We start from the raw sequence: 24139 nt of genomic DNA, 5'->3' as shown, positions 1-24139 counted from the left end.
CCGGAATAGTCTCCGCGCTGGAGACTGCGGTCAGGCCGATCAGGCGAAGCAAGGAGTCGAACCCCATGAGTGTGTACGCGGACGCCAACCGAGAAACCTGGGTCCACCCGGACGAGATCCGCATGCAATTTTCCCGCGCCATGTCCGCCATGTACAAGGCCGAGGTGCCGCTCTACGGCGAGTTGCTGGTGCTGGTGGGCCAGGTCAACCAGCAGGCTCTGGAGCAGGATGCCGAGCTGGCCGAGCGGCTGCAGCTGACCGGAGAAATCCAGCGCCTGGACATGGAGCGGCACGGCGCCATCCGCTTGGGCTGCGCTAGTGAGCTGGCCACCATGCGCCGGTTGTTCGCGGTGATGGGTATGTACCCGGTCGGCTACTACGACCTGTCCTGTGCCGGCGTGCCGGTGCATTCCACCGCGTTCCGGGCGATCCACGAAGGCTCCTTGCAGCACAGTCCCTTCCGCGTGTTTACCTCCTTGCTACGGCTGGAGCTGATAGACAACCCCGAGCTGCGCGAGCTGGCGCGCAGCGTGCTGGAGCGGCGCAATATCTTCACGGCGCGTGTTATCGAGCTGATCGAGCGCTTCGAACAGGCCGGCGGGCTGGAGCAGACCGAGGCGGTCGAGTTCATCGAGCAGGCCCTGGAGACCTTCCGCTGGCACCGCGAGGCGACGGTCAGTGCGGCGTTGTATCAGCAGCTGAGCGAGCAACACCGGCTGATCGCCGATGTGGTGGCGTTCAAGGGCCCGCACATCAACCACCTGACCCCGCGCACCCTCGACATAGACGCGGTGCAGGCCGGCATGCCGCAGCGCGGCATCGAGCCCAAGGCCATTGTCGAAGGCCCGCCCGCGCGGCGCTGTCCGATCCTGTTGCGTCAGACCAGCTTCAAGGCCCTGCACGAGCAGGTGGTGTTCGTCGAGGACAATGGTGATTGGGCAGTGGGCGGCCATTCGGCCCGTTTCGGCGAGATCGAGCAGCGCGGCGCGGCCCTGACCGCTAAAGGGCGGGCACTGTATGACCGTATGCTGGACAACGCGCGTCAGGCAGACGGCGACTATGCGTCGGCGCTGGTCGCCCAGTTCGCCGATTTCCCGGATGACTACGCCAGCCTGCGGCGCCAGCAATTGGCCTATTTCCGTTACTTCGTCAGTCCGGTTGGGAGGGCTGCCAAGGCGCAAGGCGAGCTGGCGAGCACCCTGGAGGCCTTGCTCGCTGCCGGGCATCTCTGTTGCGAGCCGCTGGTCTACGAGGACTTCCTGCCGGTCAGCGCGGCGGGCATCTTCCAGTCGAATCTCGGCGATGCGGCGCGCGACAGCTACGGGAATTCAGCCAATCAGGACGCCTTCGAGCGTGACCTGGGTGCGCGGGTCTACGACGAGCTGGCGTTGTATGCCGAGACCCAGCAGCGCTCGTTGGAGCGCTGCGCCGAGCAATTGGGCTTGCCTGGTCTGAGTCTCTGCTAGGACGTGCTTCAGCTCCGGGCCTGCAGCCAGGCAAAGAGTCGTTCGGTATCGGCGCGGCGACACAGTTCGCTGCCCGCCGTCATGATCGCCGCGCTGCCGGCGGCGATACCATAGCGTGCGGCTTCTGAAAGGCCCGCGCCTTGGGCGAGCTTGAGGGTGACGGCGCCGACCAGGCTGTCGCCGGCACCCACAGTGCTCAGCTTCTTGACCGTCGGCGCGATGATTCGCTCGCTCAGCTCGCGGGTTGCCAGCAGCGCGCCCTGGGGCCCGAGCGAAACCAGCACAGCTTCGCATTTACCCGCATCGACCAGGCTGCGCGCCACCCTGAGCAGCTGGTCCGATTCGTCGACGCTCTCCCCGGTCAAGGCGGCGAACTCATTGAGGTTCGGCTTGATCAGGAACAGCCCACCGATGTCCAGCGCCTGGCGCAATACCTCGCCCGAGCTGTCGAGGATGCAGCGTGCGCCACGCTGCGCGACTGTCTGTAGCAGGCGCGCCATGAAGTCATCGGCGAGCCCGGCAGGCAGGCTGCCGCTGATCACCAGGTAGTCCAGTTCGGGCAGCTCGTTCAGCGTCGTCAGCAATTTCGTCTGTTCGGTCTCGCTCAGGCGCGCACCCGGCAGGATGAAGCGGTACTGCTGGGCGCTGGCCTGTTCCACCACATTCAGGCATTCGCGGGTCCAGGCGCTGATCGGCAGGGCCTGGCAGGCCACCCCTTCGGCGACCAGCAACTCGGCCAGGTGCAGGCCGGTGGGGCCGCCGGCCGGGAACAGCGCCAGGGCACTGCCACCGAGCAGGTGAATCGCGCGGGCGACGTTGATGCCGCCGCCGCCGGGCGCGTAGCGTGGCTCGCTGCAGCGCAGCTTGGCGTCCGGGCGCAGGCGCGCAATGCTGGTGGCGCTGTCGAGCGCCGGGCTGAGGGTCAGGGTCACGATGCTGGCCATGAGGGACTCCGTTGGCGGCTGGGTGCTCGCGCCGGCCGCGTCTGTTGGTTGGCCTCAAGCTTAAAGATAGTGCCTGGGAGGCGGGACTCATGAAAAAACTCCCGCCGACTGCGGCACGTCTATTTTCACAACCTCCTGCTGAAGGGGTCACCGCTGGGGTGTCGACACCTGGCAATCCGCGACTCGATAAGGCCACTGGTCCTGCAATGATTCATAAATGCGACAAAGCATTACCGAGGTCGACGGGCCGGTTTCCTAAAAGGTTATTGCATGGTGTTTACTGGCGGCAGTTATCAAATCGTTCCGTTAATGCCGGATGCCCCCAATGTATAAAGACCTCAAGTTTCCCGTGCTGATCGTACACCGCGATATTAAGGCCGATACCGTGGCCGGCGATCGGGTGCGGGCCATCGCCCACGAACTGGAGCAGGACGGTTTCAGCATCCTGTCCACTGCCAGCTCCGCCGAAGGGCGGATCGTCGCCTCGACCCATCACGGCCTCGCCTGCATCCTGGTCACTGCCGAAGGCGCGGGGGAGAATGAGCATCTGCTGCAGGACATGGTCGAGTTGATCCGCATCGCCCGGCGCCGGGCACCGCAATTGCCGATCTTCGCCCTGGGTGAGCAGGTGACCATCGAGAACGCTCCGGCCGAAGCCATGGCCGACCTCAACCAGCTGCGCGGTATCCTCTATCTGTTCGAGGACACGGTGCCGTTCCTCGCCCGCCAGGTCGCCCGCGCCGCGCGTAATTACCTGGACTGCCTGCTGCCGCCATTCTTCAAGGCGCTGGTGCAGCACACCGCACAATCCAACTACTCCTGGCACACGCCCGGCCATGGCGGCGGGGTGGCTTACCGCAAGAGTCCGGTGGGCCAGGCGTTCCACCAGTTCTTTGGCGAGAACACCCTGCGTTCCGACCTGTCGGTGTCGGTGCCGGAACTGGGTTCGCTGCTCGATCACACCGGCCCCCTGGCCGAGGCCGAGGCCCGCGCTGCACGGAACTTTGGCGCCGATCACACCTACTTCGTGATCAACGGCACCTCGACCGCCAACAAGATCGTCTGGCACGGCATGGTCGGGCGCGACGACCTGGTGTTGGTCGACCGCAACTGCCACAAGTCGATCCTCCACGCGATCATCATGACCGGTGCGATTCCACTGTACCTGTGCCCGGAGCGTAATGAGCTGGGCATCATCGGGCCGATTCCACTGTCCGAGTTCAGCCGCGAGTCGATCCAGGCGAAGATCGACGCCAGCCCCCTGGCCCGCGGGCGCGTGCCCAGCAGCAGCGGGGCGATGGTCAAGCTGGTGGTGGTGACCAACTCGACCTACGACGGGCTGTGCTACAACGCCGAACTGATCAAGCAGACCCTGGGTAACAGCGTCGAGGTGCTGCATTTCGACGAGGCCTGGTATGCCTATGCGGCTTTCCATGAGTTCTATGCCGGGCGCTATGGCATGGGCACGAGCCGTACGGCCGATGCGCCGCTGGTGTTCAGCACCCACTCCACGCACAAGCTGCTGGCGGCGTTCAGTCAGGCTTCGATGATCCATGTGCAGGATGGCGGTGCCCGTCAGCTGGATCGCGATCGCTTCAACGAAGCCTTCATGATGCATATCTCGACCTCGCCGCAGTACGGCATCATCGCTTCGCTGGATGTCGCCTCGGCGATGATGGAAGGTCCGGCGGGGCGTTCGCTGATCCAGGAAACCTTCGATGAGGCGCTGAGCTTCCGTCGTGCCCTGGCCAATCTGCGGCAGAACCTCAGCGTCGACGATTGGTGGTTCAGTATCTGGCAACCGCCCCAGGCCGAGGGCGTCGACGAGGTGGCGACCGAGAGCTGGTTGTTGCAGCCGCAAGCCGAGTGGCATGGCTTTGGCGAGGTGGCCGAGGATTACGTGCTGCTCGATCCGATCAAAGTCACCCTGGTGACCCCGGGCCTGACTGCGGGCGGCAAGCTCGATCGCTGCGGGATTCCGGCGGCGGTGGTGAGCAAGTTCCTCTGGGAGCGTGGCCTGGTGGTCGAGAAAACCGGCCTGTATTCCTTCCTGGTGCTGTTCTCCATGGGCATCACCAAGGGCAAGTGGAGCACCTTGCTCACCGAGTTGCTGGAGTTCAAGCGCAGCTATGACGTCAACCTGCCGCTGACGGTCGCCTTGCCCTCGATTGCCAAAGTGGGCGGTGCGCACTACCACGGCATGGGTCTGCGTGACCTGTGCGATGCGCTGCACCGCTGCTACGGCGACAACGCCACGGCCAAGGCGATGAAGCGCATGTACACGGTGCTGCCGGAAGTCGCCCTGAGACCCGCCGATGCCTACAACCAGCTGGTGCGCGGCGAAGTCGAGGCCGTGCCCATCGACCAGCTCGACGGGCGGATCGCCGCGGTCATGCTGGTGCCCTATCCACCGGGTATCCCGCTGATCATGCCGGGCGAGCGCTTTACCCCGGCGACCCGCTCGATCATCGATTATCTGGAGTTCGCCCGCACCTTTGACCGCAGCTTTCCCGGCTTCGACGCCGACGTGCACGGCCTGCAACGCAATGAAGGTCCCGACGGCAACGCCTACACGGTGGACTGCATCAAGCTCTGAGGCGCCAGCGCGGACTATTTCCGCTAGATCAACTGGTTACCGTCAACAGTCAAAACGCTGCTTAAGTCCAGTGGCGTGTTCTGCGTCACAGAGGCCGGCATCGACATTTATGCCGTGCTTGTTATAGTTGCGCGGCAATGACCACAAGAATGTCTCTGCGCGCGTTCGCGCCTTTAGTTGCTGAGGATGACTGCCGTGTCCGACTACCAAGCCTTTAGTGTCGAGTTGGCAGATAAGATCGCCCACGTGTTGATCAACCGCCCGGAAAAAATCAACGCCATGAATGCCGATTTCTGGACGGAGATCATCGAGATCTTTCGCTGGATCGACGCCACGGACGAGGTGCGGGTGGTCGTGCTGTCGGGGGCCGGCAAGCATTTTTCTTCCGGTATCGACCTGATGATGTTGGCCCAGCTCGGCAGCCAGATGGGCCCGGATGTCGGCCGCAACGCGGAAAAATTGCGGCGCAAGATCCTCGAGCTGCAAGCCTCTTTCAATGCCGTTGACCAGTGTCGCAAGCCGGTTTTGGCGGCGATCCAGGGTTATTGTCTGGGCGGTGCCATCGACTTGGTCTCGGCCTGCGATATGCGCTACTCGACGGTCGACGCGCAGTTCTCGATCAAGGAAATCGATATTGGCATGGCCGCCGATGTTGGTACCTTGCAGCGCCTGCCACGGATCATTGGCGATGGCATGATGCGTGAGCTGGCGTTCACCGGGCGCACCATCGACGGTGAAGAGGCGCGGCGCATCGGTCTGGTCAATCGCACTTACCCGGACATGCCTGCCTTGCTCGACGGGGTGATGGCGATTGCCCGTGAAATCGCCAAGAAATCCCCGGTAGCGGTACGCGGTACCAAGGAAATGATTCGCTACATGCGCGATCATCGGGTTGACGATGGCCTCGAGTACATCGCCACCTGGAACGCTGCGATGCTGCAGTCGGTCGACTTGCGCGTGGCCATGGCCGCGCATATGAGTAAGCAGAAGCCGGAGTTCGCCGACTGATGCGAGCCATGCAATTGTCTTCACTACCGGCGCGGGAGGCGCACTAGCGCATGGTTTCTGGAGCCACGTCACTGAGTCTGGTGCGGAACGAACTGTTCACCACCATGGAGGAGGCCGAGTCGAGCCTCGAACATTTCATTGCCGAGCGGCATAACGGCAGCCTGCTGCAACAGGCGGTGGAAAGTCTTCGTCAAGTCCGCGGTACGCTCAATGTGGTCGAGTTGGCCGGTGCCGAGTTGCTCGCTCAGGAAGTGCTCGAACAGGCCACCGATATTCCTGTCGGCGCTGGCCCAGAGCGCGATGTGCAACTCTCGGCGCTGAGCAATGCGCTGCATGTACTGCGTCGCTATCTGGAAAACGTCGGCGTGCACCGTCAGGAAATGCCCGAGTTGCTGCTGCCGGCGATCAATGACCTGCGCCAGGCCGGTGGCCAGCCGGCACTGCCGGAAAGCTTCTTCTTCAGCGTGCGCCTTGACCATGCCCGCCCGCGCTCGGCACCGGCGGCACTGGACGCAGCCGCCAAGGAAACCGAAGGGCGACGCTTGCGCCACATGTATCAGGTGGGCTTGCTGGGCTTTATCCGCGATCAGAATCCGCAGGCCAGCCTGAAGCTGATGGGCCGCGCCATGGGCCGACTGGACAGCCTGTACGCCAATGAGCCGCGTGGCCGACTGTGCTGGCTTGGCGCTGCGGCTATGGAGGCGCAGCTTGAGGGTCAGCTGCTGGCACGCAAGTCGCGCAAGCAGTTGTTCTCGCGCATCGACCGTGAACTCAAGCAGGTACTGGCTAATAGTCAGCATGAGCCGCCGCGCAGCCTGCTCAAGGAGCTGCTCTATCTGGTGGCCTTGGCCGACAGCCGCGGACCTTTGGCCACGCCCGTACGCGAGCTGTTTGCGCTGACTTCGCTGCCATTCACCGATCATCTGCTGGAAGAGGAATACCAGCGCCTGTCCGGCCCCGGTCAGGCGGTGATGCGCTCGCTGAGCACGGCCATTCGCGAAGAGCTGATCAGCGTCAAAGACATGCTCGACCTGATCGAACGGGGCACCGTGCAGGCTGAAAGCATCGGCAATCTGCATGCCCTGCTGGGCAAGCTGAGCAAGACCCTGGGCATGGTTGGTCTCAGCTCGGCGGGCAATATGCTGAATGCGCAGCTGCACACGGTTGCCGTCTGGAGCGAGGCGCGCGCCCCGCAACAGCAGGAGCTGCTAAAGCTGGCCGATGCGGTGCTCTATGTTGAAGGGATGGTCGCCAGCCTGGAGCGCGGTGAACAGCGTGACAACAGCGCCACGCAGCCAGCAGCGGGCAAGGAGCTGGAATCCTTTGCCTACTACCAGCTCAACGAGGCACGTATCGTCGTGGTCGATGAGGCCCGTGGCGGTGTGGCGCTGGCCAAACGCGCGATCACTGCCTATCTGGAGGCCGACGGCGACCGCATGCACCTGTCCAATGTGCCGTTCAGCCTGCAGGCGGTGCGCGGCGGGCTGTGGTTTCTCGGCCAGGAGCGGGCAGCCTTGCTGATTGGCGCCTGCGCCGAATATATTCAGACGCAGATGTACGAAGCGCCGAAGATGCCGTCCGAGCAAATGCTGGAAACCCTGGCCGACGCGCTTAGCAGTCTCGAATACTATCTCGAGGCGGGTGCGGTAATGCGCCCGGAAACTCAGCCCAGCGTGCTCGACTTGGCCGCAGAGAGCGTGCGCGCCCTTGGCATAGAGGTAGCCGCATAAATGCCCCAACGTTGGCAGCCCGCCTTACTCGATAGCCAGCTGCCCGGCGGTTGGGCGCTGGTGCATTGTCGGCAGGAGTTTCTGGCGGACAGCAACGGCGTGCTGTTTCCCCGCGAATGGTTGAAAAAGCAGGAGCTGCCGCTACTGGCCGAACACGGCATCGGCCATTTCGATGGCGATGCCATCTACCTGCTGGAGTTGCAGGAACCCTTCGCTATGCCCGGTTGCAGCTGGCAAAGCCTGCGACAGTTCATGCTGCAGGGCGATGCCGAGAGCTTCAAGATGCTCGGCTATGCGGCGCAGATCGGCACCTGGGCGCGCCAGCACCGTTTTTGCGGCAGTTGTGGCGAACCGATGCTGCATTTCGCTGGCGAGCGCGCCATGCATTGCCCGCGCTGCCAGTTGCACCACTATCCGCGTCTATCACCGAGCATGATCGTGCTGGTCACCCGCGAGGATGAAGTTCTCCTGGCCCGATCGCCGCGCTTCGTGCCCGGTGTCTACAGCACTCTGGCCGGCTTCGTCGAGGCGGGGGAGTCGGTCGAACAGTGTGTGGCACGGGAGGTGCGCGAAGAAGTCGGGGTCGAGGTCAGGAACCTGCAGTACCTGGGGAGCCAGGGCTGGCCGTTTCCGCATTCCCTGATGCTCGGTTTTCATGCCGAATATGCGACTGGCGAAATTGTCATGCAGGTCGACGAGATCGAAGATGCACAGTGGTTCAGCGTGCACCAGTTGCCGCCGTTGCCAGCCCCGCGCTCGATAGCCCGCTACCTGATCGACCTCTATGTGGCTCGCCGGCTCGGGCTGCCGGAACCGGCGCTGCTGGAATAACCGTGCTCGGCAACCACCTACGCCAGGCCGAACCAGTGCTGCCAGGCTAGCCGGGCGGCGAGCGCCAACACCATCAGGATGAACACCGGGCGGATGAATTTCGAGCCGCCGCGGATTGCCGAGCGTGCACCGAGAAAAGCCCCGGCCATCAGGGCGATGCCCATGCTGATGCCGAGCAGCCAGGCCACTTGCCCGGCGACGATGAATACCACCAGGGCACAGGCATTGCTGACGAAGTTCATGCTGCGGGCCACGCCACTGGCGCGTACCAGATCGAGCGGGTAAAGCAGCAGGCTGCTGACCGTCCAGAATGCACCGGTGCCCGGCCCGGCGACGCCGTCGTAGAAGCCCAGACCGAGGCCTTGCGGCCACTGCCGGCCCTGGGCAATAGGCGCATCAGCGTTGAGCGGAGCCGCCGGGGTGCGACCGAACAGTAAATAGAGTCCGCAGGCGAATACCACCACTGGCAACAGTTGATTGAGCCAGGCGGCCGGCAGCCAGTGCACCAGTGTCGCCCCCAACAGGGCGCCGATCGCGGTACCAATCAGCGCATTGCGCCAGGATCGAGGGGCGAACAGCTTGCGTCGGTAGAAGGTATAGCTGGCAGTGGCCGAACCGAAGGTCGCGCAGAGTTTGTTGGTGCCCAGCACCAGGTGAGGTGGCAGACCGGCCATCAGCAAGGCCGGAATGGTCAGCAGCCCGCCGCCGCCGGCAATTGCATCGACGAAGCCGGCAACGAAGGCTACCAGGGCAAGAATGGCTAGGGTTGCCGGGTCAACGGCAAGCTCGAAAGGCAAGGGCATGGAAAAGACGACCTGTGTCCGATTGTGCGGCGAAGCTGCTGTTCGCTGGCGGGGTTGCTGCGCATAATGCCGGCATTTTCACGGGCAAGGAATCGACTCGATGCAATATGACGGTCTGGCATGGGCGACAGCGTTGCTGGCAGTGTTGGCGGTGTTGGTTGCCGCGCGAATTCTGTTTAACACACACTGGTTCCTCGGCTGGTTGCGTGGCACCTGCGGCCTGGCTTTTCTGGCCCTGGCCGGTTTCATCGGCCTGGTGGCCTACGACCTCCACAGCTATGCCCCATTGCCGGAGGACAAGCCGCTGGTGACCCTGAGCTTCGAGGCTGACGGCCCGCGCTATCGGGTCAATCTGCTGGAGGGCGGGGGCGAGCGCAGCGTGCTGCTGGAGGGGGACTTGTGGCAGCTGGATGTGCGTTTTCTGCAATGGAAGGGGCTCGCTGCTCTGATCGGGCTGGAGCCTGGCTACCGCCTGGAAAATCTCTCGGGTCGTTTCCTGTCCATCGAGCAACAGGCGCAGGCGCAGCAGGCTCAGGTCGAGCTGGCCCAAAGCCCCTATGGCGTCGACCTGTGGCGTTGGCTGCGCCTGGGCCAGCACGACCTGCTCATGTTCGATGCCCAGGCGCGCCGGGTCTCCTATCTGCCAATTGCCGATCAGGCGGTATACAGCATCAGTCTTACGCCGACCGGTCTGCTGGCGCAGCCGATGAACCAGGCGGCCAAGCAGGCGCTGCAGGATTGGCAGTAGAACAAGCTGCGCCAGCGTCTAGGCGGGATTGGGTGTCCAGCGCTGCGGGCTTGTATCGCGCTGTGGCGTGCCAGATGCGCAGCGGTCAGGGCATAGAAACAGAAAGGGACCCGAAGGTCCCTTTGCCTGCTCCCTGAGCCGTATCAGGACAGGAAGCCACCGTCGACGTTCAGTGACACGCCGGTGGTGTAGCTGGAGGCATCGCTGGCCAGGTACAGCACGGCGCCGGCCATTTCGCTCGGATCGGCCACGCGCTTGAGCGGGATGCGCTGCAGCGCCAGGTTGAGGATGGCGTCGTTCTTGGTCAGGGCCGAGGCGAATTTGGTGTCGGTCAGGCCTGGCAGCAGGGCGTTGCAGCGGATGCCAAACTGCGCGCATTCCTTGGCGAAGACCTTGGTCATGCTGATCACCGCGGCTTTGGTCACCGAGTAGATGCCCTGCATTTCGCCCGGGGATACGCCGTTGATCGAGGCGACGTTGACGATGCTGCCACCGCCGTTTTCCTTCATCAACTTGCCGCCTTCGATGGACATGAAGTAATAGCCGCGGATGTTGACGTCGACGGTCTTCTGGAAGGCCGACAGGTCGGTCTCCAGGACGTTGCCGAACTGTGGGTTGGTGGCGGCGTTGTTGACCAGGATGTCGAGACGGCCGAACTGCTCGCGGATCTGCGCGAACACGTTGCTGATCTGCTCCATTTCGCCGATATGGCAGGCCATCGCGGTAGCCTTGCCGCCGTCGGCGTTGATGGCGTCGGCGACGCCCTGGCAGCCATCGATCTTGCGGCTCGAGACGATCACGTGGGCGCCTTGCTGGGCCAGCAGTTTGGCGATGGCCTCGCCGATGCCGCGGCTGGCGCCGGAAACGAAGGCGATCTTGCCGTCGAGGTCGAACAGAGTGGTTTTGGACATGGGCATTTCCTTTCTGGTTGAAGGCCTGTTCGGCCTGTTACAACTGCGACTTGGCGATGACCTGCAGGCTCATCTGTTCCAGCAGCTTGTTCATCTGCACGAACTGGGCGAAACGTTTGTCCTGGGTCTGGCCGTGGTAATAGCGGTAGTAGATCTGTTGCACGATCCCCGCCAGGCGGAACAGACCGTAGGTGTAGTAGAAGTCGATGCTCTTGATTTGGATGCCGGCGCGTTCGGCGTAGTAGTCGGCGAACGCCTGACGGCTGAGCATGCCGGGCGCATTGCTTGGCTGACGGCGCATCATTTGCACCGGCGCCGGGTCGTCGGCCTCGATCCAGTAGGCAAGGGTGTTACCCAGGTCCATCAGTGGGTCGCCAATGGTGGTCAGCTCCCAGTCGAGCACGCCGATGATCTGCATCGGGTTTTGCGGGTCGAGGATCACGTTGTCGAAGCGGTAATCGTTATGCACGATGGCCGATTTGGGGTGGTCGGCCGGCATCTTGTCTTTCAGCCAGGCCTTGACCGGCTCCCACAATGGCGCGTCAGGGGTCAGGGCCTTCTCGTAGCGAGCGCTCCAGCCGCCAATCTGCCGCTCTACATAGCCCTCCGGTTTACCCAGGTCGCCGAGACCGCAAGCGGCGTAGTCGACGTTATGCAGCTCGACCATCTTGTCGATGAAGCTCTTGCACAGCTGGCGGGTCTTGTCGGCATCGAGGTTCAGCTCGGCCGGCATGTCGGAGCGCAGGATGATGCCGTTGACCCGTTCCATTACATAGAATTCGGCGCCGATCACCGCTTCGTCGGTGCAGTGCACATAGGCTTTCGGGCAGTAGGGGAAGGCCTCGTAGAGCTGGTTGAGAATGCGGTATTCGCGACCCATATCGTGAGCGGATTTGGCCTTCTGGCCAAAGGGCGGTCGACGCAGGACGAATTCCTTCTCGGGATATTCGATCAGGTAGGTAAGGTTCGAAGCGCCGCCGGGGAACTGGCTGATCCGTGGCTCGCCAGTCAGGCCAGCTATATGCGCCTTGAGGTACGGATCGATGATCGCAGCGTCGAGCTCTTCGCCCTCGCGGATACGAGTGGACTGGTCAGTAAGCGCCATGCTTATCCCTTCTGCTTATAATGGGTGCCCTAGATTATTGGTCAATCTAATACTGCACCCTGGCCGTAACAAGCAATACACGCCGTTATAGGCGATCGTGTTGCCGCTCAATCAAGCAGCCTGATTGATCTGCAGGTGTGCCTGCAGGCGAAAAAAAACCGGAGCACCAGGCTCCGGTTTTACGCTGAGGCTACTCAATCAAGCTTAGACCGGGAACAGTTCACCCAGCTTCATGGCCAGCATCATGTCGCCTTCGGCGCGCAGCTTGCCGGCCATGAAGGCCTGCATGCCATCGGTCTCGCCGCTGGTGATACCCTTGAGGGTTTCGCTGTCCATGATCAGGGTCACGCTGGCGTTGTCGGCATCGCCTTGCTGGACGTCGCAGGTGCCGTCCTTGATGACCAGGTAGTGGTTCTCACCGTCTTCGATGTTGAACTGGAACACCAGGTCCAGACCCGCAGCGGCAGAGGCATTGAACTTGGACTGCATGGTATTGATGATGTCTGCAACGCTCATGATGTCTTCCTTTGTTTTCAGGGTTTTCACGCGCCCTTATGGGCGCGGTAGGCCGGTACTCAGCGGTAGGTGATGAGTTCCGGCTCCTTCAGCAGCTGTAAATGCACATGGCTGTTGAAGGAAGCCAGGCTCACTTGGCTGCCGCGAAATTTCAGGCAGCTCAGTGAAGTGTTGACGATTTGCCAATTCAGTTCGAAGGCCTTGGCCGCCGGTACGCCGGTGATCAACTGCAACAGTGCGGTGATGGTACCGCCTGAGGTGAAGATCGCGATGTTCTGCTTGCGATCGGCCTGTTGCAACAGGCGGGTCAGGCCACCCTGGACCTGTTCGACGAATGCCTGCCAGCTTTGCAGGCCGGGCTGGTCGTGTTCGCCGGAGATCCAGCGGCCGATCAGCAATGAGAATAGACGTTGGAACTCGGCGCGGTTCTGTGCCCCGTTGCGTAGCACATGCAGGGCTTCGGGTTCTTCGTCAAGCAGGCCGGGAAGCAGGCGGTGGATCACCGCGTCGGCATCGAACTCGTTGAAGGCGGCATCCACCTGCAGATCAGGTATTGCCTGGCCGCTGTTGCTCAACTGGCTCATCGCCGCGTTGGCGGTGTGTTGTTGGCGGCGTAATGCGCCACTCAGGCTGCGATCGATGCGAATGCCGAGATCAGCCAGGTGTGCGCCCAGCACTTCAGCCTGGCGAATGCCGATGGGTGATAGCACATCGTAGTCAGCGGCGCCGAAGGAAGCTTGGCCATGTCTGATCAGGTAAATGCTGCCCACGTTAGCCACTGTCCTGGTTCGGTAAAAGTTCGCCGAGCGTATGAGGATCGTGTAGAGCTGTCAACGAAAAGACATACGCTTGTTTGAATTTATGGGCTGTCATTCATGCCTGCACGCCAGGCAACTGGCCGGCAGCCGGTGGCGTCGGTATGCTTGATTAGAACGAGCGGTGTCAGGCGCTGGGCGCAGCAACCAATAATTGAGGGGACATGCGTGGAGTTTTTCGCAGAATATGCGGCCTTTTTGGCCAAAACGGTAACGCTGGTAGTGGCTGTTCTGGTGATTCTGCTGGCGGCCGTTGCAGCACGCGGCAAGGGCCGGCGCGCTGGCGGGCAGTTGCAGGTGGACAAGCTCAACGACTTCTACAAGCAGCTGCGCCAACGACTCGAGCAGGCCGTGCTGGACAAGGACCAGCTCAAGGCGGCGCACAAGGAAGAGGCCAAGGCAGACAAGTTGGCGAAGAAAGCCGGGGTGCACAAACCGCGGGTATTTGTCCTGGACTTCGATGGCGATATCAAGGCATCGGCCACTGACAGCTTGCGCCATGAAATTACCGCCTTGCTGAGCCTGGCCACACCTGAGGATGAAGTGGTGCTGCGCCTGGAAAGCGGCGGTGGCATGGTCCACAGCTATGGCCTGGCCAGCTCGCAACTGGTGCGTATTCGCCAGGCCGGCATCCCGCTGACCATCTGCATCGATAAAGTCGCGGCCAGCGGCGGCTACATGATGGCCTGTATCGCTGAGAAGATTATTTCCGCACCCTTTGCCATGCTCGGTTCCATCGGTGTGGTGGCCCAGTTGCCCAACGTGCACCGCCTGCTTAAAAAGCACGACATCGATTTCGAGGTGCTTACCGCTGGCGAGTACAAGCGCACCCTGACCATCTTTGGCGAAAATACCGAGAAGGGCCGGGAGAAATTCCAGGAAGACCTGGAAGTCATCCATGAGCTGTTCAAGAACTTCGTGGCCCGCTATCGGCCGCAACTGGACATCGACGACATCGCCACCGGCGAAGTCTGGCTGGGCCTGGCCGCGCTGGAAAAACAACTGGTCGATGAACTCAAGACCAGCGACGAATACCTGGCTGAGCGGGCCCAGCAGGCTGAGCTGTTTCACTTGCACTACGTTGAGAAGAAAAGCTTGCAGGAACGTGTCGGCTTGGCGGCCAGCATAGCCCTGGATCGTTTCAGCTTGAATTGGCTAAGCCGCCTGAATCAGCAGCGTTTCTGGTAATCCACTTTTACCCTAGGGGATGAAGATGACCATGTTCACAGCACTGCAGGCCCGCGCAAGTGCGACGGGCGAGTTCGAACAAGCGATTGTCCAGCGCACTATCGACGAACTGCCGGCCGGCGAGCTGTTGATCCGGGTTCGCTACTCGTCGTTGAACTACAAGGATGCCCTGTCCGCCACTGGTAATCGTGGCGTGACCAAACATTTTCCGCATACGCCCGGCATCGATGCGGCGGGCGTGGTCGAGCAGTCGAGCGTCGCCGAATTCAGCGTGGGCGATGAAGTGATTGTGACCGGCTATGACCTGGGTATGAATACCGCGGGCGGCTTTGCTCAATACATTCGAATTCCGTCGGCCTGGGCGCTGAAACGACCGCAAGGCTTGTCCCTGCGTGAAGCCATGGTGCTGGGTACCGCGGGCCTGACTGCTGCGCTCTGCGTCGCCAAGCTCGAGCAAGCCGGCGTGCTCCCGGATGCCGGGCCTGTGCTGGTGACGGGGGCGACCGGCGGCGTTGGCAGCGTTGCCGTGGCCTTGCTGAGCAAGCTTGGCTTCAGCGTGGCGGCGTCCACTGGCAAGGCCGAGCAGGGCGAGTTCCTCAAGAGCCTGGGTGCACGACAGATAGTCCCGCGTAGCGAACTGCAGGAGGGTGCGGAGCGTCCGCTGCTCAAGGAACAATGGGCGGCGGCGGTGGATACCGTCGGCGGCGATATCCTGTTCAATGTGGTCAAGTCGCTGCGCTACGGTGGCAGCGCCGCTTGCTGCGGGTTGACTGCCGGGGTGGCGTTCAAGGGCAGCGTGCTGCCGTTCATTCTGCGTGGGGTCAACCTGTTGGGGGTCGACTCGGTCGAGCTGCCGCTGGTGGTCAAAGCCTCCATGTGGGACAAGCTCTCGCTGCAATGGAAGCTCGACGACCTCGAGCATTTGGTGACTGAAGTCAGTCTGCAGCAGTTGCCCGAGGCCATCGGCCAGATAATCGCCGGCAAGCTGGTTGGCCGGGTACTGGTGCGGGTGGACTGATAAGGCGCTGTACCATCTGGAGCATGGGGTATCTGTCCCCTGCAGGCGCGGCGTGGACGGCTGGTCTTTATCCGCGAAGTGCGCGGATAAAGACTCTCCTATCAACCAATTCGTATGTCTCCGATTTTATGGGTTATGACGCGTTCTGTAGGCGCGGTGGACGCCTGGTTCCATGCCCTCAAAATCCCTCGCGGCCATGGGCCGCTCCTACAGGTGTCCATAAACCGACAGGCACGAGGCCGTTCAGCACCTGGTGGCGCCAGGAAAAACCGTGTTTCCGGGTTTTTTTATCGATGGCATGCTTAACTCTTCATTCGCTTTCATTCCCAGACCGAGAGAGGAAATCTCAATGGCTCAAGTAACCCTGCATGGCAATCCGGTACAGGTCGATGGTCAGCTGCCGCAAGTCGGTCAGCAAGCCCCGGCCTTCACCCTGGTCGGCACCGATCTGGCCGATGTCAGCTTGGCCAGCCTGGCCGGCAAGCGTAAAGTGCTGAATATTTTCCCCAGCATCGACACCCCGACCTGCGCGACCTCGGTACGCTCCTTCAACGCCCGGGCCAGCAAGCTGAATAACACCGTAGTCCTGTGTATCTCCGCCGACCTGCCGTTCGCCCAGGCGCGCTTCTGTGGCGCCGAAGGCCTGGACAACGTGGTCAACCTGTCGACCATGCGCGGCGGCGAGTTTCTCAAGGACTACGGCGTCGCCATCGCCGACGGCCCGTTGGTCGGCGTTGCCGCCCGCGCCGTGGTGGTGCTGGATGAGAACGACAAGGTCCTGCACAGCGAGCTGGTTGCCGAGATCGGCAACGAGCCGAATTACGAGGCGGCGCTGAGCGTGCTCAAGTAATACCCGGCAACACAGCCGACGGCCTCCCTTGGAGGCCGTTTTCAGTTGTGGCTCAGGGGCTTAGCACGTCAGCTGGAGGTAAATAGCCGGTAAAGAGGCTTTGCTTCATGCCTGACACTGCTTATCGTTCAGGCATTCCAAGGAAGTGATCCAGCCATGCCTGAAACAACTGCAATCCCCCGTACTTCGAAGCCGTCACGCCAATGGCTGATTGGCCTGATGCTGTTGGCGCTTCTGCTCGTGCTGATCTGGTGGTTCTGGCCCGCAAAACCGCAGAGCCAGGCCGGCGGTCGTTGGGGCGATGGTGGCGCGGTGCCGGTGCGGGTAGCGACTGTCACGCAAGGCAGTTTCCCGATCGAGCTGAAGGCCCTGGGCACCGTGACCGCCTACAACACGGTCAATGTGCGTGGCCGGGTGGAAGGTGAGCTGGTCGAGTTGCTGTTCGCCGATGGTCAGCGGGTCAAGGCCGGTGATCTGCTCGCAGTGATCGATCCGCGGCCTTATGAAGTGGCCCTGCAACAGGCTCTGGGGCTGCAGCAGGAAAATCAGGCGCAGTTGCGCAATGCCGAGTTGGATCTGGGCCGTTACCGTGGCCTGTACGCCGAAGACTCGATCGCCAAGCAGACCCTCGACACCCAGCAGGCCCTGGTCAACCAGTACCGCGGCACCCTCAAGAGCAACCAGGCGGCAGTCGCCGAGGCGCGTCTGAACCTCGACTTCACCCAGGTGCGCGCGCCCATCAGTGGGCGGCTCGGCCTGCGTCAGGTGGATCGCGGCAACCTGGTCAAATCCGGTGATGCCCTGCCGCTGGTGGTGATTACCCAGACCCTGCCAATTTCCCTGATGTTCACCTTGCCCGAGGCCGAGTTGCCGGCAGTGTTGCGCCAGTTCAGGGCAGGGCAGCGCTTGCGCGTCGAGGCCTGGGACCGCAGCGATACACTCAAGCTGGCCGAAGGGTATCTGGACAGCCTGGATAACCTGATCGATACCGCCACCGGCACGGTCAAGCTCAAGGCCCGCTTCGAGAATGCCGAAGAGCTGCTGTTTCCCAATCAGTTCGTCAACGTCCGCCTGCTGGTGGAGACCCGCGAACAGGCCCTGCTGATTCCCGCAGCGGCCTTGCAGTTCGGTGCCCGCGGCACCTTCGTCTATGTGATCGATGAACAAGACAAGGTGCAGGTGCGGCCGATCGTGGCGGGGCCGAGCAATGGCCAGCTGACGCTGATCGAGGAGGGCGTCGCGGTGGGCGAACGCCTGGTGCTGGAGGGCACCGACCGCCTGCGCGATGGCAGCGCCGTCGAGGTGGTCGGCGAAAGCCAGGCACCGACCGCCAAGCAAACCCGCGTGCGGACTCTGGCAGACGCATGAACGCTTCCCGTCTGTTCATCCTGCGCCCGGTCGCCACTACCCTGATCATGCTGGCGATCTTCCTCAGCGGCCTGATCGCCTACCGCATGTTGCCGGTGTCGGCGCTGCCCGAGGTGGATTACCCGACCATTCGCGTCATGACCCTGTATCCCGGCGCCAGCCCGGACGTGATGACCAGTGCGGTGACCGCGCCACTGGAGCGCCAGTTCGGCCAGATGGCGGGCTTGCAGCAGCTGTCCTCGAGCAGTTCGGCGGGCGCCTCGGTGATCACTCTGCGCTTCAATCTGCAGGTGCAACTGGACGTCGCCGAGCAGGAGGTGCAGGCGGCGATCAACGGCGCGAGCAACCTGCTGCCCGGCGATCTGCCGGCGCCTCCGGTGTACAACAAGGTCAACCCGGCGGATACCCCGGTGCTGACCCTGGCGATTCGTTCGGCCACTCTGCCGTTGCCGCAGGTGTTCGATCTGGTCGATACCCGCCTGGCGCAGAAGCTGGCGCAAACCAGTGGCGTCGGCCTGGTCACCCTGGCCGGCGGTCAACGTCCGGCGGTACGCATCCGGGTCAATCCGCAAGCCCTGGCCGCCTATGGCCTGAACCTGGCCGATGTGCGCAACCTGATCACCGCGAGCAACGTCAACCAGCCCAAGGGCAACTTCGACGGGCCGACCCGGGTCTCGCAACTTGATGCCAACGACCAGCTGAAATCCCCGGACGAGTACCGCGAGCTGATCTTGAGTTATCGGGACGGCGCGGCGCTGCGCCTGAAGGATGTCGCCGAGATCATCGACGGTGCGGAAAACAATCGTCTGGCGGCCTGGGCCAATCGCAACGAGGCCGTGCTGGTCAATGTACAGCGCCAGCCCGGCGCCAATGTGATCGAGGTGGTCGAGCGGATCCAGGCCTTGCTGCCCAGCCTCACCGCAGGCTTGCCGGCCACTGTCGAGGTCAGTGTGCTGACCGACCGTACCCAGACCATTCGCGCCGCAGTGAGGGACGTGCAGCACGAATTGCTGCTGGCGGTGCTGCTGGTGGTGCTGGTGACCTTCCTGTTCCTGCGCAAGCTGGCGGCGACCATTATTCCGTCGATAGTGGTGCCGTTGTCGCTGATCGGCACCTTCGGCGTGATGTACCTGGCTGGCTTCACCATCAACAACCTGACCCTGATGGCCCTGACCATCGCCACCGGTTTCGTGGTCGACGACGCCATCGTCATGCTGGAAAACATCGCCCGCCACCTGGAAGCCGGGGAAACCCCGCTGAATGCGGCGCTCAAGGGCGCCAGGCAGATCGGCTTCACCCTGATCTCGCTGACCATCTCGTTGATCGCGGTGCTGATTCCACTGTTGTTCATGGCCGATGTGGTGGGCCGACTGTTCCGCGAGTTCGCCATCACCCTGGCGGTGGCCATCCTGATTTCCCTGGTGGTGTCGCTGACGCTGACGCCGATGATGTGCGCACGTCTGCTCAAGCGTGAGCCGGTGGCGCAGCAGGGTCGCTTCTATCGGGCCAGTGGCGCGGTTATCGACGGCATGATCGCGCGCTACGGCAGCTGGCTGCAGTGGGTGCTCAAGCGTCAGCCGCTGACGCTGCTTGTGGCCATCGCCACCCTGGGCCTGACCGTGCTGCTGTACCTGGCCGTGCCCAAGGGTTTCTTTCCGGTGCAGGACACCGGGGTGATCCAGGGCATTTCCGAGGCGCCGCAGTCGATATCCTTCGCCGCCATGAGCGAGCGCCAGCAGCGCCTGGCCGAGGTGATCCTGGCGGATCCGGCGGTGGTCAGCCTGTCGTCCTACATTGGCGTGGATGGCGACAACCCGACCCTCAACAGCGGGCGCCTGCTGATCAACCTCAAGCCGCATGCCGAGCGCGATGTCAGCGCCAGCCAGGTGATCGAGCGCCTGCGTCCGCAACTGGCCCGCCTGCCCGGCATCGAGCTGTACCTGCAGCCGGTGCAGGACCTGACCATCGAGGATAGAGTCAGCCGCACCCAGTTCCAGTTCAGCCTGGAGTCGCCGGAGCAGGCATTGCTGGAGCAATGGGTGCCCAAGCTGGTCGCCGCGCTGCGTCAGCAGCCGCAACTCAACGATGTGGCCAGCGACCTGCAAAGTCGCGGCCTGCAGGTGTACCTGCAGATCGACCGGGACATTGCCGGGCGCCTCGGCGTGAGCATCGCCGACATCGACAACGCGCTCTACGACGCCTTCGGCCAGCGGCAGATCTCCACCATCTATACCCAGGCCAGCCAGTACCGGGTGGTGCTGGAGAGCCAGAACGCCGGCAGCATCGGCCCGGCCGCGCTGCGGCAGATCCACGTGGCCACGGCCGACGGCGGGCAAGTCCCCTTGTCGTCGCTGGCGCGTATCGACGAGCGCGCCGCCAGCCTGCTGATCAACCATATCGGTCAGTTCCCGGCGGCGACCCTGTCGTTCAACCTGGCTGAGGGGGTGTCCCTCGGCGAGGCGGTGGCGCTGATCGAACGGGTAGAGCAGGACATCGGTCTGCCGGGCGGGGTGCACAGCCAGTTTCAGGGCGCGGCCGAGGCCTTCCGCGCCTCGCTGTCGAGCACCTTGCTGCTGATCCTGGCCGCGATCGTGACCATGTACATCGTCCTCGGCGTGCTCTACGAGAGCTATATCCACCCGATCACCATTCTCTCGACCTTGCCCTCGGCCGGGGTCGGCGCGCTGCTGGCCTTGCTGCTCAGCGGCAATGAGCTGGGTCTGATCGCGATCATCGGCATCATCCTGCTGATCGGCATCGTCAAGAAGAACGCGATCATGATGATCGACTTCGCCCTCGACGCCGAGCGCAACCAGGGCATGGAGCCCGAGGCGGCGATCTATCAGGCGGCGCTGCTGCGCTTCAGGCCGATCCTGATGACCACCCTGGCGGCACTGTTCGGCGCCATTCCGCTGATGCTCGCGAGCGGCTCCGGTGCCGAACTACGCCAGCCGCTGGGGCTGGTGATGGTCGGTGGCCTGCTGCTCAGCCAGGTGCTGACGCTGTTCACCACGCCGGTGATTTACCTGTACTTCGACCGCCTGTCGCGGCGCCTGAGCGGGCGCAGCGCCGCCGGAGTGGCGGTGTGAACCTCTCCGCGCCCTTTATCTGCCGGCCGGTGGCGACCCTGCTGCTGAGCCTGGCGATCCTCTTGCTCGGCGGCGTCAGTTTCGGCCTGTTGCCGGTGGCGCCGCTGCCGCAGATGGATTTCCCGACCATCACGGTGCAGGCCAGCCTGCCCGGCGCCAGCCCGCAGATCATGGCCTCGAGCGTGGCCACGCCGCTGGAACGCTCGCTCGGTACCATCGCCGGCATCAGCCAGATGAACAGCCGCAGCAGTCAGGGCAATACGCGGATCATGCTGCAGTTCGATCTGGACAAGGACATCAACGCCGCCGCCCGCGAGGTGCAGGCGGCGATTAATGCCGCGCGTGATTTGTTGCCCAGTGGCATGCGCGCGATGCCGAGCTATCGCAAGGTCAACCCGTCCCAGGCGCCGATCATGGTGCTGTCGCTGACCAGCGCGGTGCTGGATAAGGGCCAATTGTATGATGTGGCGTCGACCATCCTGGCGCAGAAGCTCTCGCAGGTCAGCGGTGTCGGCGAGGTGAGTATCGGTGGCAGCTCGCTGCCGGCGGTGCGGGTGGCCCTGGAACCGCGCCTGCTCGACCAGTACGGCATTGCCCTGGACGAGGTGCGCCAGACGATCACCGCAGCCAATGCCAAGCGGCCCAAGGGCGCGGTGGAAGCGGGCGAGCGCCACTGGCAGGTGCAGGCCAGCGACCAGCTGGACAAGGCCGCCGACTACCTGCCGCTGATCATTCGCTACCAGAATGGCGCCGCCGTGCGCCTGGGCGATGTGGCGACGATCAGCGATGGGGTGGAGGATCGCTACAACAGCGGTTTCTACAACGACCAGCAGGCGGTACTGCTGGTGGTCAATCGCCAGACCGGGGCCAATATCATCGAAACCATTGCCGGCATTCGCCAGCAGTTGCCGGCGTTGCGCGCGGTGATTCCGGCCAGCGTCACGGTGCAAGTGGCGATGGACCGCTCGCCGGTGATCCGCGCCACCTTGCACGAGGCCGAGCGCACCCTGTTGATTGCCGTGGCCCTGGTGATTCTGGTGGTGTTCGCCTTCCTCGGCCGCTGGCGCGCGGCGTTGATCCCGGCGCTGGCGGTGCCGGTATCCTTGGTCGGCACCTTCGCGGTGATGCACCTGTTGGGCTTCTCGCTGAACAACCTGTCGCTGATGGCGCTGATCATCGCCACCGGCCTGGTGGTGGACGACGCCATCGTCGTGCTGGAAAACATCACCCGGCATATCGAGGCCGGCGCCGCGCCCATGGCCGCCGCCTTCAAGGGCGCGCGCGAGGTGGGCTTCACCCTGTTGGCGATGAACCTGTCGCTGGTCGCGGTGTTTATCTCGATCCTGTTCATGGGCGGCATCGTCGAACGGCTGTTCCACGAATTCTCCATCACCCTGGCGGTGGCCATCGTCATCTCCCTGCTGGTGTCGCTGACCCTGACGCCGATGCTCTGCGCGCGCTGGCTCAAGGCCGAACAGGCCGAGCGGCCAGCCAATGCCATGCAACGTCTGGGCGCGCGCGTGCAAACCCGGGTGCTGGGTGTTTACCAGCGCAGCCTGGATTGGGCCCTGCAGCACTCCTTGCTGATGCTGTTCAGCCTGCTGGCGACCATCGCGCTAAATGTGTTCCTGTTCGTCAGCGTGCCCAAGACCTTCCTGCCGCAACAGGACACCGGCCAGCTGATCGGCTTCGTGCGTGGCGACGACGGCCTGTCATTCCAGGTCATGCAGCCGAAGATGGAAATCTTCCGCCGCGCGCTGTTGGCCGATCCGGCGGTGCAGAGCGTGGCCGGTTTTATCGGTGGCTCGGGCGGGATCAACAACGCCTTCCTGATCGTGCGCCTGAAACCGCTGAGCGAGCGCCAGCTGTCTTCCCAGGCCGTGATCAACCGCCTGCGCCGCACGGTGCCCAAGGTTCCCGGCGGGCGCATGTACCTCATGCCCGATCAGGACCTGCAGATCGGCGGGCGCGAAGGGCGCAGCTCGGAGAACGAATACATGCTGCTGTCCGGCGACCTGGAGCAGTTGCGCATCTGGCTGCCGAAGGTGCGCGAAGCGCTGCGCAGTCTGCCGGAGCTGACCGATATCGACGCCAAGGAAACCGATGGCACCCAGCAAATCCGCCTGGTCGTCGACCGCGATGCGGCCAAGCGCCTGGGCGTGGACATGGCCATGGTCACCGGGGTGCTCAACAACGCCTTCAGCCAGCGACAGGTGTCGACCATCTACGACAGCCTCAACCAGTACAGCGTGGTCATGGAAATCAATCCGCAATACGCCCAGCACCCCGAGGCACTGGCGCAGATCCAGTTGATCAGCGCCGCGGGCGCCCGGGTGCCGCTGTCGAGTTTCGCCCGCTGGGAACGCAGCCTGGAAGAGGATCGGGTGTACCACCAGGGCCAGTTCGCCGCGGAGAACATCGGCTTCGCCCTGGCCGAAGGCGTCAACCTGGAGCAGGCCAGCCTGGCGATCGAACGTACGGTGGCGCGACTCAACCTGCCGACCGAGGTGCAAGGTCGGCTCGGCGGCACCGGCGGTGCCTTCCAGCAGACCCAGCAGAGCCAGCCGTGGATGATCCTGCTGGCGCTGGGGGTGGTGTATATCGTCCTCGGCGTGCTCTACGAGAGCTATATCCACCCGCTGACCATACTCTCCACCTTGCCCTCGGCCGGGGTCGGCGCCTTGCTCGCCCTGCAGTTGATGAGCATCGAATTCAGCCTGATCTCGCTGCTCGGCTTGTTCCTGCTGATCGGCATCGTCAAGAAGAACGCCATCCTGATGATCGACCTGGCCCTGCAGCTGGAACGCCAGGAGCAGCTGAGCCCGCAGGAGTCGATCCGGCGTGCCTGCCTGCTGCGTTTTCGGCCGATCATGATGACCACCCTGGCGGCGATCCTCGGTGCCCTGCCGCTGGTACTGGGCAGTGCCGAAGGCTCGGAGATGCGCCAGCCGCTGGGCATCACCATCGTCGGCGGGCTGATTCTCAGCCAGTTGCTGACGCTCTACACCACCCCGGTGATCTACCTGTATTTCGATCGCCTGCGCCACCGGGTCAACCGCTGGCGCGGCGTGCGCACCGACGCTGCCCTGGAAACTCCGCTATGAACATGCTGCCAATACCCGTAGGCGCGAGCCGGGCTCGTGAAGCCTTTTT

General features: G+C 63.2%; 18 protein-coding genes. 12 read left to right on the top strand and 6 right to left on the bottom strand.

Features of this window, described 5'->3' with window-relative positions; all coding sequences use genetic code 11:
* Window positions 1-65 precede the first annotated feature (65 nt).
* A complete protein-coding gene (gene hglS, locus PH586_RS08760) occupies window positions 66-1466 on the top strand; it encodes a 2-oxoadipate dioxygenase/decarboxylase HglS (RefSeq protein ID WP_271347374.1) in 1401 nt (466 codons plus the stop codon).
* Window positions 1467-1474: 8 nt separating this feature from the next.
* Here the strand turns inward: hglS and pfkB are convergent, their stop codons facing one another.
* Entirely contained in the window at window positions 1475-2410 is a 936-nt protein-coding gene (gene pfkB / locus PH586_RS08755; RefSeq protein WP_271347373.1) for a 6-phosphofructokinase II, read from the bottom strand.
* A gap of 325 nt (window positions 2411-2735) precedes the next feature.
* Here pfkB and PH586_RS08750 point away from each other — a divergent pair, with 325 nt between their 5' ends.
* The 4 genes from PH586_RS08750 to nudC all read left to right on the top strand — a co-directional run bounded on the left by PH586_RS08750 (window position 2736) and on the right by nudC (window position 8575).
* Window positions 2736-5006, top strand: coding sequence for an Orn/Lys/Arg family decarboxylase (locus PH586_RS08750; protein WP_271347372.1), 2271 nt, complete (start codon window positions 2736-2738; stop codon window positions 5004-5006).
* 195 nt (window positions 5007-5201) lie between these two features.
* Window positions 5202-6014 carry a crotonase/enoyl-CoA hydratase family protein gene (locus PH586_RS08745; RefSeq protein ID WP_271347371.1) on the top strand — a complete coding sequence of 271 codons (813 nt, stop codon included), beginning with the start codon at window positions 5202-5204 and terminating at the stop codon, window positions 6012-6014.
* Between the two features lie 50 nt (window positions 6015-6064).
* A complete protein-coding gene (locus PH586_RS08740; protein WP_271347370.1) occupies window positions 6065-7744 on the top strand; it encodes a ferrous iron transporter B in 1680 nt (559 codons plus the stop codon).
* Entirely contained in the window at window positions 7745-8575 is an 831-nt protein-coding gene (gene nudC, locus PH586_RS08735; protein ID WP_271347369.1) for an NAD(+) diphosphatase, read from the top strand.
* A gap of 17 nt (window positions 8576-8592) precedes the next feature.
* On the opposite strand, the gene PH586_RS08730 is transcribed toward nudC, so the two are convergent.
* Window positions 8593-9372, bottom strand: coding sequence for a TSUP family transporter (locus PH586_RS08730; protein WP_271347535.1), 780 nt, complete (start codon window positions 9370-9372; stop codon window positions 8593-8595).
* A gap of 106 nt (window positions 9373-9478) precedes the next feature.
* On the opposite strand from PH586_RS08730, the gene PH586_RS08725 reads away from it, so the two are divergent.
* On the top strand, window positions 9479-10126 hold the full coding sequence (locus tag PH586_RS08725; protein WP_271347368.1) for a hypothetical protein: 648 nt from the start codon (window positions 9479-9481) through the stop codon (window positions 10124-10126).
* 143 nt (window positions 10127-10269) lie between these two features.
* On the opposite strand, the gene PH586_RS08720 is transcribed toward PH586_RS08725, so the two are convergent.
* From PH586_RS08720 to PH586_RS08705, 4 genes are all read right to left on the bottom strand, one after another.
* Window positions 10270-11037, bottom strand: coding sequence for an SDR family oxidoreductase (locus PH586_RS08720; protein WP_271347367.1), 768 nt, complete (start codon window positions 11035-11037; stop codon window positions 10270-10272).
* A 37-nt stretch (window positions 11038-11074) separates the two neighbouring features.
* On the bottom strand, window positions 11075-12142 hold the full coding sequence (locus PH586_RS08715; RefSeq protein ID WP_271347366.1) for a phosphotransferase family protein: 1068 nt from the start codon (window positions 12140-12142) through the stop codon (window positions 11075-11077).
* A 204-nt stretch (window positions 12143-12346) separates the two neighbouring features.
* Window positions 12347-12661: an SCP2 sterol-binding domain-containing protein gene (locus PH586_RS08710; RefSeq protein ID WP_271347534.1), complete on the bottom strand. Its 315-nt coding sequence runs from the start codon at window positions 12659-12661 to the stop codon at window positions 12347-12349.
* A gap of 56 nt (window positions 12662-12717) precedes the next feature.
* The gene (locus PH586_RS08705) at window positions 12718-13428 is read right to left on the bottom strand and encodes a histidine phosphatase family protein (RefSeq protein WP_271347365.1); all 711 of its coding nucleotides are present in this window, start codon (window positions 13426-13428) and stop codon (window positions 12718-12720) included.
* 213 nt (window positions 13429-13641) lie between these two features.
* On the opposite strand from PH586_RS08705, the gene sohB reads away from it, so the two are divergent.
* The 6 genes from sohB (at window position 13642) to PH586_RS08675 (ending at window position 24090) form a co-directional block, all read left to right on the top strand.
* Window positions 13642-14661, top strand: a complete 1020-nt coding sequence (gene sohB, locus PH586_RS08700; protein ID WP_271347364.1) for a protease SohB — start codon at window positions 13642-13644, stop codon at window positions 14659-14661.
* Window positions 14662-14686: 25 nt separating this feature from the next.
* Window positions 14687-15679, top strand: a complete 993-nt coding sequence (locus tag PH586_RS08695) for a YhdH/YhfP family quinone oxidoreductase (protein ID WP_271347363.1) — start codon at window positions 14687-14689, stop codon at window positions 15677-15679.
* 349 nt (window positions 15680-16028) lie between these two features.
* Window positions 16029-16529: a thiol peroxidase gene (gene tpx / locus PH586_RS08690; protein ID WP_271347362.1), complete on the top strand. Its 501-nt coding sequence runs from the start codon at window positions 16029-16031 to the stop codon at window positions 16527-16529.
* 156 nt (window positions 16530-16685) lie between these two features.
* Window positions 16686-17897 carry an MdtA/MuxA family multidrug efflux RND transporter periplasmic adaptor subunit gene (locus PH586_RS08685; RefSeq protein WP_271347361.1) on the top strand — a complete coding sequence of 404 codons (1212 nt, stop codon included), beginning with the start codon at window positions 16686-16688 and terminating at the stop codon, window positions 17895-17897.
* Window positions 17894-20986 carry an MdtB/MuxB family multidrug efflux RND transporter permease subunit gene (locus tag PH586_RS08680; RefSeq protein WP_271347360.1) on the top strand — a complete coding sequence of 1031 codons (3093 nt, stop codon included), beginning with the start codon at window positions 17894-17896 and terminating at the stop codon, window positions 20984-20986. The genes PH586_RS08685 and PH586_RS08680 overlap by 4 nt, the downstream gene beginning before the upstream one ends.
* Window positions 20983-24090 (top strand): efflux RND transporter permease subunit, encoded by a 3108-nt coding sequence (locus tag PH586_RS08675; protein ID WP_271347359.1) that lies wholly within the window; start codon window positions 20983-20985, stop codon window positions 24088-24090. The genes PH586_RS08680 and PH586_RS08675 overlap by 4 nt, the downstream gene beginning before the upstream one ends.
* The last annotated feature ends 49 nt before the right edge of the window (window positions 24091-24139 follow it).

Origin of the sequence: Pseudomonas aestuarii, from assembly GCF_027988105.1 — a bacterium.
Taxonomy (GTDB): Bacteria; Pseudomonadota; Gammaproteobacteria; order Pseudomonadales; family Pseudomonadaceae; genus Aquipseudomonas; species Aquipseudomonas aestuarii.
Note: the sequence above shows the minus strand (reverse complement) of the source record. Positions and strands in the feature narration are given on the sequence as shown.

What these genes read in the sequence shown, in the direction of transcription:
- hglS (WP_271347374.1), top strand. Translation starts at nt 66, where the DNA reads ATGAGTGTGTACGCGGACGCCAACCGAGAAACCTGGGTCCACCCGGAC.
- pfkB (WP_271347373.1), bottom strand. Translation starts at nt 2,410, where the DNA reads ATGGCCAGCATCGTGACCCTGACCCTCAGCCCGGCGCTCGACAGCGCC.
- PH586_RS08750 (WP_271347372.1), top strand. Translation starts at nt 2,736, where the DNA reads ATGTATAAAGACCTCAAGTTTCCCGTGCTGATCGTACACCGCGATATT.
- PH586_RS08740 (WP_271347370.1), top strand. Translation starts at nt 6,065, where the DNA reads ATGGTTTCTGGAGCCACGTCACTGAGTCTGGTGCGGAACGAACTGTTC.
- nudC (WP_271347369.1), top strand. Translation starts at nt 7,745, where the DNA reads ATGCCCCAACGTTGGCAGCCCGCCTTACTCGATAGCCAGCTGCCCGGC.
- PH586_RS08725 (WP_271347368.1), top strand. Translation starts at nt 9,479, where the DNA reads ATGCAATATGACGGTCTGGCATGGGCGACAGCGTTGCTGGCAGTGTTG.
- PH586_RS08720 (WP_271347367.1), bottom strand. Translation starts at nt 11,037, where the DNA reads ATGTCCAAAACCACTCTGTTCGACCTCGACGGCAAGATCGCCTTCGTT.
- PH586_RS08715 (WP_271347366.1), bottom strand. Translation starts at nt 12,142, where the DNA reads ATGGCGCTTACTGACCAGTCCACTCGTATCCGCGAGGGCGAAGAGCTC.
- PH586_RS08695 (WP_271347363.1), top strand. Translation starts at nt 14,687, where the DNA reads ATGACCATGTTCACAGCACTGCAGGCCCGCGCAAGTGCGACGGGCGAG.
- tpx (WP_271347362.1), top strand. Translation starts at nt 16,029, where the DNA reads ATGGCTCAAGTAACCCTGCATGGCAATCCGGTACAGGTCGATGGTCAG.
- PH586_RS08685 (WP_271347361.1), top strand. Translation starts at nt 16,686, where the DNA reads ATGCCTGAAACAACTGCAATCCCCCGTACTTCGAAGCCGTCACGCCAA.
- PH586_RS08680 (WP_271347360.1), top strand. Translation starts at nt 17,894, where the DNA reads ATGAACGCTTCCCGTCTGTTCATCCTGCGCCCGGTCGCCACTACCCTG.